Annotated in this window: 13 protein-coding genes; 8 read left to right on the plus strand and 5 right to left on the minus strand. The window is 27.8% G+C overall.

Features of this window, described 5'->3' with window-relative positions:
* The 8 genes from EG240_RS11695 to EG240_RS11730 form a co-directional block, all read left to right on the plus strand.
* A partial coding sequence (locus EG240_RS11695) for an IS3 family transposase (protein ID WP_148096346.1) occupies positions 1 to 135 on the plus strand: 135 nt, incomplete at its 5' end.
* 75 nt (positions 136 to 210) lie between these two features.
* Positions 211 to 2,412 (plus strand): DUF262 domain-containing protein, encoded by a 2,202-nt coding sequence (locus EG240_RS11700; protein ID WP_125019576.1) that lies wholly within the window; start codon positions 211 to 213, stop codon positions 2,410 to 2,412.
* Between the two features lie 7 nt (positions 2,413 to 2,419).
* On the plus strand, positions 2,420 to 2,896 hold the full coding sequence (locus tag EG240_RS11705; RefSeq protein WP_125019577.1) for a hypothetical protein: 477 nt from the start codon (positions 2,420 to 2,422) through the stop codon (positions 2,894 to 2,896).
* A 123-nt stretch (positions 2,897 to 3,019) separates the two neighbouring features.
* Positions 3,020 to 5,815 carry a type I restriction endonuclease subunit R gene (locus tag EG240_RS11710; RefSeq protein WP_125019578.1) on the plus strand — a complete coding sequence of 932 codons (2,796 nt, stop codon included), beginning with the start codon at positions 3,020 to 3,022 and terminating at the stop codon, positions 5,813 to 5,815.
* A gap of 1 nt (position 5,816) precedes the next feature.
* Positions 5,817 to 7,451 carry a class I SAM-dependent DNA methyltransferase gene (locus tag EG240_RS11715; protein ID WP_125019579.1) on the plus strand — a complete coding sequence of 545 codons (1,635 nt, stop codon included), beginning with the start codon at positions 5,817 to 5,819 and terminating at the stop codon, positions 7,449 to 7,451.
* A complete protein-coding gene (locus EG240_RS11720; protein WP_125019580.1) occupies positions 7,452 to 9,392 on the plus strand; it encodes a restriction endonuclease subunit S in 1,941 nt (646 codons plus the stop codon).
* Positions 9,389 to 11,176 (plus strand): restriction system-associated AAA family ATPase, encoded by a 1,788-nt coding sequence (locus EG240_RS11725; RefSeq protein WP_125019581.1) that lies wholly within the window; start codon positions 9,389 to 9,391, stop codon positions 11,174 to 11,176. The genes EG240_RS11720 and EG240_RS11725 overlap by 4 nt, the downstream gene beginning before the upstream one ends.
* Entirely contained in the window at positions 11,173 to 12,321 is a 1,149-nt protein-coding gene (locus EG240_RS11730; protein ID WP_125019582.1) for a hypothetical protein, read from the plus strand. The genes EG240_RS11725 and EG240_RS11730 overlap by 4 nt, the downstream gene beginning before the upstream one ends.
* A gap of 202 nt (positions 12,322 to 12,523) precedes the next feature.
* Here the strand turns inward: EG240_RS11730 and EG240_RS11735 are convergent, their stop codons facing one another.
* The 5 genes from EG240_RS11735 to EG240_RS11755 form a co-directional block, all read right to left on the minus strand.
* Positions 12,524 to 13,402, minus strand: coding sequence for a DUF3037 domain-containing protein (locus tag EG240_RS11735; protein ID WP_125019583.1), 879 nt, complete (start codon positions 13,400 to 13,402; stop codon positions 12,524 to 12,526).
* A complete protein-coding gene (locus EG240_RS11740; protein ID WP_125019584.1) occupies positions 13,399 to 14,202 on the minus strand; it encodes a HipA family kinase in 804 nt (267 codons plus the stop codon). Before EG240_RS11740 ends, EG240_RS11735 begins: the two co-directional genes overlap by 4 nt.
* A 246-nt stretch (positions 14,203 to 14,448) precedes the next feature.
* A complete protein-coding gene (locus tag EG240_RS11745; protein WP_125019585.1) occupies positions 14,449 to 14,700 on the minus strand; it encodes a helix-turn-helix domain-containing protein in 252 nt (83 codons plus the stop codon).
* Positions 14,701 to 14,765: 65 nt separating this feature from the next.
* Entirely contained in the window at positions 14,766 to 16,541 is a 1,776-nt protein-coding gene (locus EG240_RS11750; RefSeq protein WP_125019586.1) for a serine/threonine-protein kinase, read from the minus strand.
* A 288-nt stretch (positions 16,542 to 16,829) separates the two neighbouring features.
* Positions 16,830 to 17,105 carry a helix-turn-helix domain-containing protein gene (locus tag EG240_RS11755; RefSeq protein ID WP_125019587.1) on the minus strand — a complete coding sequence of 92 codons (276 nt, stop codon included), beginning with the start codon at positions 17,103 to 17,105 and terminating at the stop codon, positions 16,830 to 16,832.
* Positions 17,106 to 17,231: the final 126 nt, after the last annotated feature.

The following is a 17,231-nucleotide window of genomic DNA, read 5'->3' on the forward strand; positions in this document are numbered from 1 at the left end:
AGAAAACAAATGGAAAGCGAAATATTTCAATACATTGAAATTTGGTACAACAGAAAAAGAAGGCATAGCTCATTGAATTACAAAACAATTGAAGAATTTAATAATCAAAACAAAATTTATAAAAATGTAGCTTAACTTATACTGTACTTTTTGTTTGCATATCCATAGTACAAAACAGAGAAAAAACAATTATGCAACTAAATCATTATTATGGAATTAATTAACACGCAAGAATATTCTCTTTCTCAACTTTTTACTACTAAAAATCGTAAGATTGTTATTCCTGATTTTCAAAGAGATTATTGTTGGGGAGATCAAACGCATGGAGAAAAACATAATATAGATATTGTAAGTAGTTTCATTGATACATTAATTGATGAGTTTAATGAGAATAATAATGTAGATGTAATCTTAGGAAAAATAGATGTGTATGAATATTCAAGTAACTTTATAAATCTAACCGACGGTCAACAACGCATAACTACATTATATCTATTATTAGGCATGCTGTATAAATTCGAAAATAAATCTGATATAAAAAACGTAATTAAAAATTGTTTATGCTCTGAAATAAATGAGCCTTATTTACAATATGCAGTGAGAGAAAGTACGATCTTCTTTTTAAATGATTTATTAAACGAATTCTTTTTTAAAGGCGAAAAATTAATTGTAGAAGATATTATCAACCAGCCTTGGTATTTCACTGAATATAATTTAGATCCTTCTATTCAAAGTATGTTATCGGCACTCCAAACATTTGAAAATAAAAGAAAGCAACTTATAGTTACAGGCTTTTCTAATTTTTTGCTCAATCATGTTAAAATTCAATATTACAATGTTCAAGATAAACAACATGGTGAAGAACGCTTTGTAATCATTAATACAACTGGTAAAAGCCTAACAACCTCAGAAAACTTAAAACCAATTTTATTAGCGAGTAATCAAAATAAATTATTTGCTGAACAATGGGAAATACGTGAAACATTTTTTTGGAAGAATAGAAAGGTAAAAGAAATAATTTCTGATGATGGTGTAAATGATTTTTTAAGTTGGTGTTTTAAAATTATTGATAAACAGGATGATATTGATATTGTAAGAAAAGCGAAGGTCCTTTATAAAAGCAAATCAACTGATTTTAATACTGAATATTATTTAAACCAAATTCAAAAAATATTTAATTCACTTGAAAAATTAGTAGAATATTGTCAAGAAGATGATTTTAAAAGATTATTTAATCAAATTAATGATAATAAAGATATAAGTAACTTAAGTGATGTAAGAAATCTTTCGTACGAGAAACTTCACAATGTGATATTACCATTACTAGCATTTATTACAAAATTTGAAGATGATAAAATAAATTCATTTAAATTCTTAAGACGATTACGTAAAAATTATTTTGATTTAAAGTGTCAGGATCGTAACAGTAATTATGTGGACTGGCGATATATTTTACAAATTGTAGAGAAATCTAATACTACACAACAGGTTTTTAACCTTAATGAAAACAAAATTACACTTACATCAATTCAAAATGTTAAATTAAATCAATGGTTTAACATTGAGGAACAGTTAAAAGTAAGGTTAACGGAACATAGTTTAAAAATTGAAGAATGGGAAGACCATGAGGATTTTATGGGTGATTTATCATTTTTATTTAAAGTCCAAAGTATTAAAAATGATGAAAATTTAATTCCAAATTTAGATTTGGATTCATTTGCTGATTTTGATAAATTAAAAATGGTATTCAATAATTATAAAGCCACGATAGATCTTATAAGATCAACTAATAATGCAGTCAATAATATAAAACTTTCAAATATGTTTAGATTGTTTAGATTATATATTGGCTGTAATAGTGTTGGTCATATTTACAGAGCGTCATGGGATTTTGAAGGTGTATTATTTTCTACATTAAACCGTGAGCACTTATTTAAATTAGAATATATGAAGTTGTTAAAGTCAGATGATTTATTAAGTTATGCGACTAATTTTATTAAAAATAAAATTAAAGAAAATGATATTTTTAATCTTCAACAATTTTCTGCAGAAAAACTAATAAATGCTTGGTTAACATTAAAAGTGTTCTATGCAAATCATAAAGACGTTTTACTTCATTTTTATGATGGGAACGAAACAGGAGTATCTGCTTATGTGAAACAAAATGATAATCGACTATTAGGTGATCAAGATTTTTCAATTGAAAATTCAATCTGTGGTTTTGCAGTAAGAAGCGGCTTTGGTGGTGGTAATTATGTACATTATACCAATGGAGGTTTATGGTGTAAATCAGATATTATTGATACCCCTTTTTCAGATATTGATTACAGTAAAGAAAATAGAACAGTAGAGCAATTACATAAAAATAAAAATACAATTGAATTTATCATTAACATTTTAATAAATGCCTAAAATCTAGATGAAAAGAGAGCAGCAATTTATAGATTTTTGTAATAAAATAGATGAAAATTTACTTTCTGGTAAAATCATATTTAAAGATAAAGACAAGAATAATGTTCAAGTATCTGTTGATAATTCAATTGTTCTAGATAATCATGTAATTTTAATAGAAATTGATGCTAGCAATCAAGCAAAATTAGTTTCAGGTCAATATACATTACTTAATTTGTTAAAAGATAATCCATTAAATAAATCAGCTGATTTAGTAAAGGATAAAGACTTAATTTTTGTAGTTATCCATTGTTACGGAAATTCATCAAGTAATAACAAATATAACCCCAATAGATCTCTAAATAATTTTAAATTCATCAAGGATAATTTGTTCAAAAATGATGGTGTTAATTATAATTCGATACATATGGAAGATTTATTAAATCAACCAATTAAGAATAAAAAAGAGTTAATACATAAACTTACAAATAAACATTTGGTTTAAGATTACTTAATTCTTTTATCAAACTAAGGTTAAGGGAAAATAGATTAATTCTTATATTAGCCTCTATAATACCGATTAAAGGTATATAGACCAATTCCTATCAATTATTTATAATTTAAGCTCATGAACGAAGCAAATACAAGGAAAGATATTATCGATTTAAAACTGCAAGAAGCGGGATGGAATATCAATGATCTTACACAAGTAGTCAAAGAATATGATATTAAGGTAAAAGCACCGGCTGAAGTTCATGAGCCTGAAATGATTTACAATAAACATCAATTTTCTGATTATGTTCTATTGGGTAAAAATGGAAAACCTCTTGCAGTTATTGAGGCTAAAAAAACTTCTATTGATCCAAAGTTAGGAAGAGAACAAGCAAAACAATATTGCTATAATATTATAAAAGAAACCAATGGAGATTTACCATTTTGTTTCTATACCAATGGAGATGAAATATATTTTTGGAACTTAGAGAATTATCCACCTAAAAAGGTTGTGGGTTTTCCTACGAGAGACGATTTAGAAAGATATTTATATCTAAGAAAAAATAGAAAGCCTTTAGCTTCAGAACTTATTAACTCGAACATAGCAGGTAGAGATTATCAAATTCATGCCATTCGTTCTATTTTGGAAGGAATTGAAAAAAAGAAATCCAAGTTTCTTTTAGTTATGGCTACAGGTACGGGTAAAACGAGAACTACGATTGCTTTAGTTGATGCTTTAATGAGAGCCGGTTGGGTACAAAGAGTATTATTTTTAGTAGATCGTATCGCCTTAAGAAATCAAGCTTTAGATGCCTTTAAAGAATTTTTACCCAATGAACCTGCATGGCCTAAAAAAGGTGAAAAATCAATAGCAAAAGACAGAAGAGTTTATACAGCGACTTATCCAACAATGTTAAATATTATTCGTGATGAAGAAAATTCGTTGTCACCACACTTTTTTGATTTAATTGTTGTAGATGAGAGTCATCGCTCTATTTATAATACGTATCAAGAAGTATTAGGCTATTTCAATACAATTACTGTGGGTTTAACTGCTACACCAACCAATGTAATTGATCACAATACATTTAAATTATTTGATTGTGAAGATGGGATTCCTACCTATGCTTATACGTATGAAGAAGCTGTAAACAATGATCCACCATACCTTTGTGATTTCCAGGTGATGAAAATTCAAACAAAATTTCAAGAAGATGGAATCAGTAAAAGAACAATAAGTTTAGAAGATCAAAAGAGATTAATTTTAGAAGGAAAAGAAGTCGCTGAAATTAATTTTGAAGGGACTGAACTAGAGAAAACAGTAATAAACAAAGGAACGAATGTTACTATTGTCAAAGAATTCATGGAAGAAGCTATCAAAGATCCTAACGGAGTTCTTCCTGGTAAAACCATCTTTTTCTGTTCTACAAAAAATCATGCAAGAAGAATAGAAGAAATCTTTGATGCGCTGTATCCCGAATACCATGGCGAGTTAGCAAAGGTATTAGTTTCAGACGATCCAAGAGTGTACGGGGATGATGGTTTATTAGCACAATTCAAGAAAAAAGATATGCCTCGTATTGCCATTAGTGTGGATATGTTAGATACAGGGATAGACATTAGAGAGTTAGTAAACTTAGTGTTTGCTAAACCTGTTTTCTCCTATACTAAATTTTGGCAGATGATTGGTAGAGGTACGCGTACATTAGAACAATCTAAACTGCAACCATGGTGTCCAGAAAAAGATACTTTCTTAATTATGGATTGTTGGGATAATTTTGAATATTTTAAACTAAACCCAAAAGGAAAAGAGTTAAAAGCTCAAGTCCCATTACCAGTTCGTTATGTTGGTTTGCGTATAGAGAAAATTAAAAAAGCGTTCGAAAAAGAAGAAAATCAAATCGCAGAGAAAGAGATTATAGAACTACGTAAACAAATTGATTTATTACCATTGCAATCAGTTACAGTACAAGAGGCAATCAAAGAATTAAATACGGTTAAAGAGGATGATTTTTGGAAAGATTTTACCAACGATAAAATAGAATATTTAGCCTATACGATAAAACCATTATTCAAAACTCTTTCTCAAACAGATTTTAAAGAAATGCGTTTTAAGAAAGATGTTTTAGAAATTTCATTAGCGCATTTAGCAGAAGAAACGGAGAAGTTTGATACTTTAAAAGAGAACATTATCAACATAGTAAGCGAACTTCCTCTTTCTATTAATACTGTAGCAAAGCATTTAACTTTTATCAAGCAAATTCAATCCAATCATTACTGGTCGTTGATAGATGACGAGGCGATGGACAAACTTACTGAAATAATAGCACCTTTAATGAAATTTAAAGAGAAAAAAAGTGCAATCAACAGTCAGGTTCAGTTAAATTTGCAAGATGTTCTTAAAACAAAAGAAATGGTGGAATTTGGTCCACAGAACGAAGCAGTCAGTATTACGAAATACCGTGAATTAGTTGAAAGCAGAATTGCTGAATTAACAGCAAGTAATCCTATTCTTCAAAAATTAAAAGCAGGTGATACAATTTCTGAAAGTGAAGCGGAAACATTAGCAGCTGAACTACACGAAGACGATCCTCATATTACAATTAATCTATTGCGTAAAGTTTATAAACACCAAAAGGCAAACTTTATTCAATTTATTAAACACATTTTAGGAATTGAAATCTTAAAAAGTATAGAAGAAGAGGTTAGTACGGCTGTTCAACAGTTCATTTCGGAGCATACTTATTTAACGACTCGACAAATTGAGTTTTTAAATTTACTAAGAGATTATATCATAGAAAGAGGCAATATAGAGAAAAGAGATTTAGTACAAGCTCCATTTACTATTATACACCCCAAAGGGATTCGTGGGATTTTTTCACCCACAGAAATTCAAGAAATATTAAAAATAACAGAAAAATTCGCAGCATAACATGAGTTTAATTAACAGTAACCCACTAATTTCATCCAAAATTAACGACCTATGGAATAAATTCTGGAGTGGTGGTATATCAAACCCATTAACAGCAATAGAGCAAATTACATATTTGCTTTTTATGAAAAAGATAGATGAAAATGATTTAGAAAATATTGCGAATGCAGAATTTACTGGAGACCCATATACTTCTATTTTTGAAGGAATATATATTCTTCCACAAGATAGACCAAGACAAGATGCTACGGCTGAGGAAATTGCACAAATAACAAGTACTAAAGGTATTGATAAGGAATCTTTAAGATGGAGTCAATTTAAAAGACGACCAGCTGAAGAAATGCTTACTCATGTACAACAATATGTTTTTCCTTTTATCAAAGAATTAGATAATGAAGAGGCTTCGTTTACCAAACACATGGCAAATGCAGTTTTCATTATTCCTAAGCCTTCTTTACTTGTAGAGGCAATCGAATCTATCGATGCCATTTATGAGGAGATGGAGAAAGATGCTACAGAGAATGGTCAAGATTTTCAAGATATCCAAGGGGATATCTACGAATTGTTATTAAGCGAAATTGCATCAGCTGGTAAAAATGGGCAATTTCGTACACCAAGACACATCATCAAATTATTAGTAGAATTGGTAGATCCTCAATTGGGGCAGAAAATTGCAGATCCTGCTTGTGGTACTGGTGGTTTTTTACTAGGAGCATATCAATACATGATTACGCAACTAGATAAAGAAAAAGAATCGAAGTCACCTGATGAAGATGGGTTCATAAGAAGCAGTCGCAGTGCATTGCTAACAGAAGAAGTAAAAGAGATTTTAGGTAAAAGTTTGTATGGTTTTGATATCGATCAAACCATGGTGCGTTTAGGGTTAATGAACTTAATGATGCACGGAATTACGACTCCTCAAATCGATTACAAGGATACGTTAAGTAAGGCATATAGTGAAGATGCACAATACGATATTATTTTAGCTAACCCTCCATTTACAGGGAATATAGACAAAGGTGACATCAACGAAGACTTAACATTAAAAACAACGAAAACAGAATTATTATTCATAGAGCGTATTTATAATATGCTTAAAATGGGTGGTACTGCTGGTATTATTATCCCACAAGGGGTTTTATTCGGTACAGGAAATGCCTTTATCGAAGCGCGTAAATTAATGATCGAAAATTCGGAGTTAAAAGCAGTGGTTACAGCACCTAGTGGTGTGTTTAAACCATATGCCGGCGTTAGTACGGCCTTATTAATCTTTACAAAAGGCGGTACAACCGAAAATGTGTCGTTTTACGATATGGAATCGGATGGTTACTCATTAGATGATAAACGTAACAAACTACCTGGTAACGGAGATCTGCAAGATATCATTCAACAATACAAAGGGAGAAATCCTTCAGCTGCACAAGATCGTAAAGCAAAATTCTTTTCAGTTCCAAAAGCCGAAATTGTAGAGGCGAAATACGATTTAAGTTTTTCTAAATACAAAGAAGAAGTTTTTGATGAAATAGCTTACGAAGATCCTAAAATCATCTTAGCAAAATTAATTGGTGAAGATGGTAAGGGTGGTTTGGAGAAAGAGATTATGGATGGGTTACGTGAATTGAAAAGCTTTTTATAGATGGGATATAAATTTACTTATAAGTCTTTAGCAGAGCTTTGTCAGATTAATTTAGGAAAAACACCAAGCCGAAATAAACCTGAATATTGGGGTGAAGGAGTTAATTGGGTTAGTATTTCAGACCTAAAAGACAAATATATTTCTAATACCAAAGAACAAATTACAGAGGAAGCTATTACTGGTGCTAACTGTAAAATAGTTAAAAAAGGTACTTTGTTAATGAGCTTTAAGCTTAGTATTGGTAAACTAGCGTTTACAGAAATTGATTTATTTACCAATGAAGCTATTGCTGCATTACCAATAATAGATGAATCCATTTTAGATAAAGATTATTTATATTACGTACTAAAATTTATCCCTTTAGTAGGTGGTAACCAAGCGGTTATGGGTAAAACCTTAAATAAACAAAGTCTTTCTAATTTACAAATTCCTTTGCCTCCTACAATCGATGACCAAAAACGCATCGCTAAAGTACTATCTGATTGTGAAGTATTAATCCAAAAACGTAAACAAAGTATTGAGTTATTAGATGAATTTATTCAAGCGACTTTTTTAGATATGTTTGGGGATCCAGTTTTCAGTGAAGTAAATTTATTTAAACTTAAAGATATATCAACAAAAATTGGTAGTGGCGCAACACCTAAAGGAGGTAATGAGTCTTATAAATCTTCAGGTATATCTTTAATACGAAGTTTAAATATTCATAACAATTTTTTTAAAACTAAAGATTTAGCATTTATTGATGATGTACAAGCTTCGAAATTAAATAACGTAATTGTTGAAAAAGATGATTTATTATTTAATATTACAGGAGCTTCAGTATGTCGTTGTGCTATAGTTCCAGAAGAAATATTGCCTGCAAGAGTTAATCAACACGTATCAATTATAAGAGTTAATAAAGAAATAGTCAATCCTATATATTTGTGTCATTTGTTATTGTCAGTAAACTTTAAAAAATTTTTACTTCAAATTGCAAATCAAAATGGAGCGACTCGTGAAGCAATAACGAAAGAACAACTAGAAAATATTTTAGTACCAATTGCTAATTATGAACTTCAACTAAAATTTGTTGATAAAATTCTTTCAATAGAAAATTTGAAAGTCAAATTAAATAAAAGTTATAATGAACTTCAAAATCTATTTGAAAGTTTAAGCCAAAGAGCATTTAAAGGACAATTAGATTTAAGTAAAGTAGATATTTCAGCAATGGATGACGAAAAAAAAAAGCCCTCATCAGAAGTAACGGATGAAACTATAAAATCAGAAGAAAAACAAATCGAGGATAGAAATAAAATAATTGAAAAAAGTAAAGAGGTGGAGAATGACGGTTCTTACCTAATACCTGATCTACATGAATACATTGAGCAATCAAAGGAGGCACTTTCAAAAGTAAATGCTATAATTAGAGCTGGTTCTGAAGATTTTAATTCGTTGGAATCAGATCTTGAATTAGTAGATTTTGCAGGTTCATTGGTAGTAGATCATATTAATACCTTAACACCTTTGCAAGTATATCAACACAGTTATGTTGAAAGATATGCAAAGCATTTACCGCAAGAATTAATCGATAAATACCCTAATATAAACTTATTTTCAAGAAGAGAATTCGATTATTCAACAATGTCTCTAGAAGAATATTTGGGTGTTCCTGATGATGTAGTGGCAGAATATGGTAATATTGGAAATGATGCAATGTATCTACATTTCTTTTTCAGAAAATATTTCTCAGATAAATCTTTTACTATTGATGAAGTTGAAGAGTTATACAACAGAATCGTTTATGATGACGGAGATTGGTTTAAATACAAACCGATGAAAAAATTCATATTCGAGGCTATGAAAGGAGATGATGCATTTATTACGCAAGTATTTGAAGAGCAAATTGATCCTGACAATATTGAGATTCCTAAAAAACTAATTAAGCTGAAGTTAATTGAATGAGACTTTTAAGACTACAAATAAACACACCTAATGGATTTCGTTCTTTACAAGAAGGATTCGAAATCTATTTTTTAAGAGATTTCGATTACAGATGGGCTAAAGATTTTAATCCAAATATTTTAGCAGGTCGAAATGGAAGTGGTAAATCAAATATACTGGAAGCATTAGCCAATATATTCTATCATCTCGATTGTATGTACAATGACTATCTACCCGATGGCTTTTTAATGGATGAGGACAATGAAAAAGGATTCGACAATACCAAATGTGTTGTAGATGCTTTCGAATTAGAGTATTTTATAAAAATACCTTTTGAATGGTATCAAAAGTGGGATTTAAATTTACTAAAAGATGGTAAACATGAGTCCTTAGCGAGAATAAAAATAACCAAAGAGGTTGATGCTACGCCTGTATTTGAATGGGTTAATCGAGAAGAGTTTACAGATGAAAAAGATGTCTTAGGTAAAAAGCAAATTCAACGTCTTTTACCCAGCTATGTCATAGGGTATTCTTCTGGAGAGAATGAATTACTAAGTTTGCCTTTCTTTAAAACGAGATTCTTGCATTACGATGAGTATAAAGATAAATTAATCCGACAAGAACAATTTGGTTTTCCACCTAAATCTGAAGGGAGATTAGTCTTTTTAGATAAAGATTACAGTCAAGCCATTTTATTGGCTAATTTTTTAATGTTAGATGATAAGACCTTATCACATTTTAAAAAAGAAGTAGGACTAGAAGATATCGAGGAGTTTCGTTTAATCATCCGCTTAGATGAAGATTTATTATTTCATGAAGATATCTTAAGAGATTTAACCGAATCTAAAAAGCATGCGTCGGATAAAACTAAATACGATCATGTTAATTTAGTTTATAACCTAAAAGAAAGCATTGAAAAATTAAAATATTGCGCGACCACATATAATTATGAGTCGGAAAATATGGAAGATTTAATTTCTGAAGATGCAGGTAGAGAATATCTTATTCTGGATTACAAAGTTACTGAAGTAACGAAAGAAGCATTCCGTTTTCATTTTGCTAACGAAGCGTTTAATCAACCACTTCAATTATTTCAGTTATTTCAAATTCTTTTAGAGTTAAATGCTTTTGTAGTTTTAGAAAAAGATAAAAGTAGAGTATATCAATCAAAAAATATCTTTATCAACCACGATATTTATCCAAATCCGTTAGAGAATGATAGAATCTTACGTTTTAAAAATCTTTGGGTAAATAAAAAAGGAATAAATAAACCTTTATTTACGAAAGAATTTTCAGATGGGGAACATCAATATTTGCATGTACTAGGCTTATGTTTATTATTTAAAAATGAAAATGCATTATTTCTATTAGACGAACCGGAAACACATTTCAATCCGGATTGGAAAGCTAAATTCATTTCCAGCATCCGTCATTGTTTAGATTCGGATGATTCCAAAGTTATTCGCGATATGTTAATTACGACCCATTCACCATATCTAATATCTGATAGCGAGGCTAAATATGTAAATGTTTTTTCAAAAGATGATTATAATTTAGAAGTTAAGTGTACGCGCCCAGAATTCCAAACATTGGGCACATCGGTAAATAAAATTACTTTAAGAATTTTTGATAAACATCATACAATTGGAATGTACGCAGATAATAAAATCAATAAACTTAGACTTGAACTTGAAAGTTCTGAAGATAAAATTCAATTTCTAAGTAAAGTTAGAGCTGAAATTGGTGAATCCGTTGAAAGCATACTTTTTATAAATGAAATAATTGATGAAATAGAGAAAAAATGATTTTTACCTATAAGTATATTAGTCATGAAATTGAAAAGCTTCAAGCTTATTTGGACTTCCTATTTAATGATGTTTGGATATTTGCTGAAGGAACTTTCAATTTTTCAAAACTAGATAAAAATCCAGAATTGAAAGATATTTGTGAAAGGCTAGAAATACAAGATTCTGAATTGGGTAATTTTTTTAATAGTAGAATAGCTTGGATTTATGATGAATTCGCAAAAATTGACGACGATGATTTTAAACTTGAACTAATAGATTTTTATCATAATAACAATGACATTGAATCATTATGTAAGGATAAAAGTATTAATCCAGTAACTTATTCAGAATTAAAAGAAAAGTATCCTGATTTAGAAAAAGCTTTAAATAGTTTTTACTCAAGGTTATATGGTAATAAATCCCCTTTTAATTTGAAAATATTTGGTAAATTAAATAAAAATATAATTCCTTCCCATTACCAGAAATTTGTTAAAGTTAATGATGATAATATTTGTCCATTTTGTGGAATATATCCAATTGATGGTATATATGTATCAACAAGAGAAGCATATGATCACTTTTTACCAAAAGCTATTTATCCTTTCAGTTCTATAAATTTTAAGAATTTAGCACCAATGTGTAATAAATGCAATTCTGGTAATAAAAGTACTTGTGACCCTATTGAACATATAAAAGGACGAAAACTAGCATTTTATCCATTTGGAGATAATCATCCAGAGATTGAGATTCAATTTACACTTTTGAATAATAATGTAAAATCATTAAAACCATCAGATTTTAACATATCTATTAATAGTCCGTCTCATTCAGAACAAATAGATTCTTGGAAAAGAATATTTAAAATTCATACAAAATACAATAATGATGGGAGTATTAAATACTATGGAAGATATGATGAATTAATTTGTACAAAACATAAGGCTAAAGAATGGTATGAAGATATTTATGATTATTATGAAAATGCTACTTGTATAGAAGATACAATTGACGCTGAAAAATATTATGATAAGGTAATTCGTGCAACTACTAGAAATAATCGATTAATTGAAAATACTATCAAACGAGAATTTCTAAAAGAGTGTAAATTAAAAGGTTTGTTTAATGTATCTCAAACCCAAAATACTACATCAAGTAGTAATTGATAGTCAGTCATACAAATACGTTTTTGAAATGTATAAAGTTTACGAAATTATTGCGTTACCCCCTTTTAAAATAAGTATAAAAATAGGCCATCTATTAAAAGAATTTATTTTAAAAGATGGATTTGATGTTTAAAAAACAACCTCGTTTAAATTATAAACGAGGTTGTTTTTATAGCATGTAAAAAAAGAGAATAATATTATGTTAATTGCTAATAGCTTCAAATGCTTTTAAAGAATAATCACTTATATCATTTTCTAAAATTAAATCAACTCTTTCTAAGTTACTTAAAAGGTTTAAAGCATGATCGAAATCTTTAAATAAATCTTTAGATGTAGGCAAGCCAATAAGTAAATCATATTTTAAATTATTATTTTCTGCCTCATTTTTTAAGTCAGTAAATAAACCAAAATTTTTATAAGCTTTTTCAGCAATATGTCTAGAATCTCTTAAGTCAAAGCTAATAGCTTTTATTAAATTTAGATAACTATTCTTCCAACCATATTCAAAATTAAATTCATTACCAGCTTCATTAACAACTTTATAGTTTTTATAAATTTTATCTTGGTTATTAGTTAAAATATCAGAATTAAATTTTGATAATCCATTAATAAATTTTTTAACTAAAATAGGCTCTTTTTGAATAATACCCCCGTTTAAGTTTTTGTCTTTTTCTAATAAAAATTTATTCGTTATATTTAAAATTGTAGTGTCTAAATCTAGATTGTATAAAGATTCCTTAGATTTTGAGAATTGTAAAACACTACTATCTCTGGGTAGTATAAAATTATCTATAAATAAGTCAAACTCTTCAGTGTTTTCAATATCACTATGTGTAAATAATGTATAATCCCTTAAATTAATGTTTTTAATATTAAATTCAATTTGTTGTAAATAAAGTTTGATTACTTTTTCAGAAACAACTTCATAAATGGCTTTTATTCTAGTTAAATTTTTTGAATATTTAAAAACAAATTTATTCTCTAAAGGGAAAAATAAAATTATTCCAATATTTATGCTTTCTCCAATTAATGCAGAATGCTTATATTTTAGAATACTGTAAGTATAATTTTTATTTTTCATTTTATCCTATTCTTTAAAACTTTACTAATATATGAATAGTTTACTTTTGCCCAATTTATATATGCAAATATAGCGTCTTTATCCCCAAATAGAATACCAAATTTCTCCATTTGTGAAAAAATTAGCTTTATGTTATTAATATTTAAGGTTCTTAATAATTCAATAAATTCATCAAATAAATTTTGTTTTTTTTTGTGGTCAAATGATTTAAGTGTAGACCAAAAAATATGATTTTGATAATAAAAATTATTGAAAATAGTAAAAAAATTAAAGTCTTTTTTCTTCTCAAAAGAGTTATAAAAAGGTAATGTTTGTTCATGATCAATTAACAAAAAATCCTCGTCTCTAATCAATAAATTTGGTTTATTTCTAAATCCTCCTCTATCTACATTCATTATCAAATTATCAAAAGCAAATAAAGTTTCTATTTCGTAATCTTTAAGTATTTTTTTTATTGCTAATGCCGTATTCATTATAACATAACCTTCATGAAATTCAGTACAAAATTTATAACCTGTATCTATTAAGTTTACTTCATCATTTGAATAAAATTCTCTTAAATTAGTATTATCTATCTTAATTAATCCATATTCTGGAATGGGTAAATCAAATTCTCTTGCAAGAATAGTTACAAGAATTTCTTTTGCTATAGAAAAATTTTCTTCGATGAAATTACTTCTATAAGTTTTCATTACAAAAGTTTTATCTTCACCTATTTCATTTAAAGCATTTATGAGAATTGGTTTTGAACTGCCACCTGATAGAACAGAATGATAGCCTAAAAGGTTTAATTCTTGCATTTAACTTGTAATATATTAGAAAATATTTTTAAATTGTTTTGTTTTATAATTTTATTAAGCTTTTATTAGATTAAAAGAATATATTTAAGCATTAATACAAAGAATTAAATGCTTTATACCGAAACAAGTTTTATATTTATTTCAGTGGAATTTCTATAAAAATACAAAATTATCTAAAACGTTAAAAGTATTTTTAATAAAAAACCAAACATTACATAATGTTTGGTTTTAGTTTTAAGTTGTAAATCAATCTTCATTTATGTATTTACTAATATCTAATTCAAAATTTAGTAGTTCTTTTGGGTGTACCTTTAAAGCGATTGCAAACTTTGATAAAGTTTTTATTGTTAAATTACGTTTAACTTTTTCATATTTACTTACTTCACCTGAATCTATACCTGTTAAAAATTCAATATCATTTTGAGTTTGATTATTTAATATCCTAAGTTCGGTAATCCTTGAACCTATAAGTGATAATAAATCTTTACTTAATTCCATTTTTGCAACATTTTTTATTATAATAGAGAATATGATAACTTTAGAGTGTGTTTTCTTAGGATTTATTAATGATGTATTTCTCTAAGGCCAAGAATTTTTGCAATTGTGTGAGGAATATCAAAAATGGCACCGAATTTTAATTCTACCATAGTACCAATAAATTTTGGATTCTTTAGAAAATCAATAACATCACCTTCAAAAATATAATAATTTTCAGATAATTCTAAAGCATATTTTCGGAACTTTTCATATTGTTTATAGGTTTTGAATCTAACTGAATATTCATCTTCATTTAATTTATAACAAATTACTTTCCATTTCTTTTCAAATTCTGATAGTATTTCTTTTATTTGTCTTTCGTCTTTTAAATACTGACTATCAAATAATTCAAGATCGTCATAATTTTCAAGATAAGTATCAATAGATCGAGAACTTATATTTATATGTTTCGTAAAATCGAAATTATTACTACGACTACTGTCATTTAACAAAAAATCTATTTTTTGTTTTATATTAAATTTTAAAGTATAAACAATCTGAATTATTGGTGCATCTCTAAGATTTCTTTTTGCTGTGCTTTCTATATCTTTAATATTATTCAAGATTTCCTCACAGTGGTAATCAGCACAAGAAGCAAAATATTTCAGAATCTTACCTGATAGATCAAAATTATTAGCTCCTTTATTTGACAACTTGTATTTTTCTAAAATAAAATTAATCTGCTGATATATTGAAAGATCTCTTTTATTCTTATCTAAATCAAGTGTATTATGCCATTTTTTTCTACTGTAAACATTGCTTTCATACTCAAACTTACTTTTACAAGCTGAATAAATTCGCTCTTGAATATATAAATTATATAGAAATTCATCTACTGAATACTCAATCTTCATATGCCAGTCAAGGTTGTATTTATTTAACTCTTCTGGAGATTTTGTGTGAAATAATACTTTTCCAAACAAAATATCTTCATTTGCTTTTTGTAGGATAGTTTTCAATAATGATTTTTCTTGAACTTGAAGTTTTATTTTATCTTTTAATGATATCGAAACCTCTTTTAGGCTTTGTTTTATTTTAAAATGAATAAATTTTATTTCTGTGATAACCGAATCTATATTTAATCTTTCATTTGGATTTTGTTTAATCATACTACTTACCAAATTGTCTAAGTCAGCATATAATGGTTGGATGTCTGCAATAAGCTTGATGTTGGAACCAGAAGGAATTTGTTTTGTGAAACATTCATTTATTATTAGGCCTAAAGCAAAAATATCAACAGCCTCGGTTAGGTTAGTAGCATTATTTTTTTCTTTCTGTTCAGGAGATACGTAATTTCGGTTGACAAGTAAATCTTCTTTTTTTGTTAAATTATATTCTTTAAAATGGGCGACACCAAAATCTGCCAATACTAAATCATTGTTATTAATTAGAATATTTTCAGGCTTAATATCACGGTGAAAGATGCCTTTTTTATGAATATATTTTAAGGCATTACATAGTTTTAAAATAAAATTAATCAATACGTTGACATTATTTTCTGTATTAATTAAAGTTCTAAATGTTTTTTGATAAAGAGGCATTATATAGTAAAATCGTCCATCATCTTCACCATCGGTAATTAATTTAATTATGTTTTTATGATTATTTTCTTTACAAAATGCTATTTCATTTTTAAAACGGGCTAATTTATCATTTGAATGTGATTTAAGAAATTTAATTGCGTACTCTATTCCGTTCGACTTCGCCTTCCAAACATCGCCACTGCCTCCATTTCCAATGGTTTCAATTAACGTATAGTTTGAGTTTGTGTTGTTTATGGTTATTTTTGGTTTTTTTTTCATATTTTAGGTTGAAGATATTTATGTCATTTTGTTCTGAATGATTAGTTCACCATATTCAATTGAACAGAAGATTATTTTTAATATACATCTATAGTATTTTTAGTTATGTTTCGTAGGAATGTTAGTAATTTTGTAATTTCAAGATTAAATACAGAATTAGCTTTAGGAAACTTAATCATATATTCCGTGAAATTTAAATAAACATACAATTTATTTTAACAAAAAACCAAACATAATATATGTTTGGTTTTCAATTTTTTAATACTAAAATATAAATTAATTTGTATTTTAATTATCAATTTTTTTTATTTCTATATGTTTTTCTTCTTTAATTGGGTGTTCAGGCCAAAAATCCTTTGGAGAACAATCTAATACAATTGCTAATAAATTAAGTATAGAAATATTGTACTTAGCAGTTTTGGATTGAGCTTCAATCTGAGAAACATAGCTTATATTTTTACCTAAAGCAAGTGACAACTGTTCTTGAGTTATCCCTTTTGACTCTCTGATTTCCTTTACTTTAGAGATGATGAAGCGCTCTATTTCGTCAAATGATTTATGCATAACTCAAATTGACATAAAAAAATCAATAAATATTATGTGTTATAGTACATAATTAAAAAAGTTTTATTATGTTTGTTATGTAATTACACAAAAGCTGTAATTTTGCAATACTTTAATTAGAAAATA

Source organism: Paenimyroides tangerinum, from assembly GCF_003865405.1.
Taxonomy (GTDB): Bacteria; Bacteroidota; Bacteroidia; order Flavobacteriales; family Flavobacteriaceae; genus Flavobacterium; species Flavobacterium tangerinum.

Bases quoted from the DNA above. Each gene is read 5' to 3' on its own strand.
- EG240_RS11755 (WP_125019587.1), bottom strand. From the start codon at position 17,105: ATGCATAAATCATTTGACGAAATAGAGCGCTTCATCATCTCTAAAGTA.
- EG240_RS11720 (WP_125019580.1), top strand. From the start codon at position 7,452: ATGGGATATAAATTTACTTATAAGTCTTTAGCAGAGCTTTGTCAGATT.
- EG240_RS11750 (WP_125019586.1), bottom strand. From the start codon at position 16,541: ATGAAAAAAAAACCAAAAATAACCATAAACAACACAAACTCAAACTAT.
- EG240_RS11700 (WP_125019576.1), top strand. From the start codon at position 211: ATGGAATTAATTAACACGCAAGAATATTCTCTTTCTCAACTTTTTACT.
- EG240_RS11745 (WP_125019585.1), bottom strand. From the start codon at position 14,700: ATGGAATTAAGTAAAGATTTATTATCACTTATAGGTTCAAGGATTACC.
- EG240_RS11705 (WP_125019577.1), top strand. From the start codon at position 2,420: ATGAAAAGAGAGCAGCAATTTATAGATTTTTGTAATAAAATAGATGAA.
- EG240_RS11740 (WP_125019584.1), bottom strand. From the start codon at position 14,202: ATGCAAGAATTAAACCTTTTAGGCTATCATTCTGTTCTATCAGGTGGC.
- EG240_RS11735 (WP_125019583.1), bottom strand. From the start codon at position 13,402: ATGAAAAATAAAAATTATACTTACAGTATTCTAAAATATAAGCATTCT.
- EG240_RS11710 (WP_125019578.1), top strand. From the start codon at position 3,020: ATGAACGAAGCAAATACAAGGAAAGATATTATCGATTTAAAACTGCAA.
- EG240_RS11730 (WP_125019582.1), top strand. From the start codon at position 11,173: ATGATTTTTACCTATAAGTATATTAGTCATGAAATTGAAAAGCTTCAA.
- EG240_RS11725 (WP_125019581.1), top strand. From the start codon at position 9,389: ATGAGACTTTTAAGACTACAAATAAACACACCTAATGGATTTCGTTCT.
- EG240_RS11715 (WP_125019579.1), top strand. From the start codon at position 5,817: ATGAGTTTAATTAACAGTAACCCACTAATTTCATCCAAAATTAACGAC.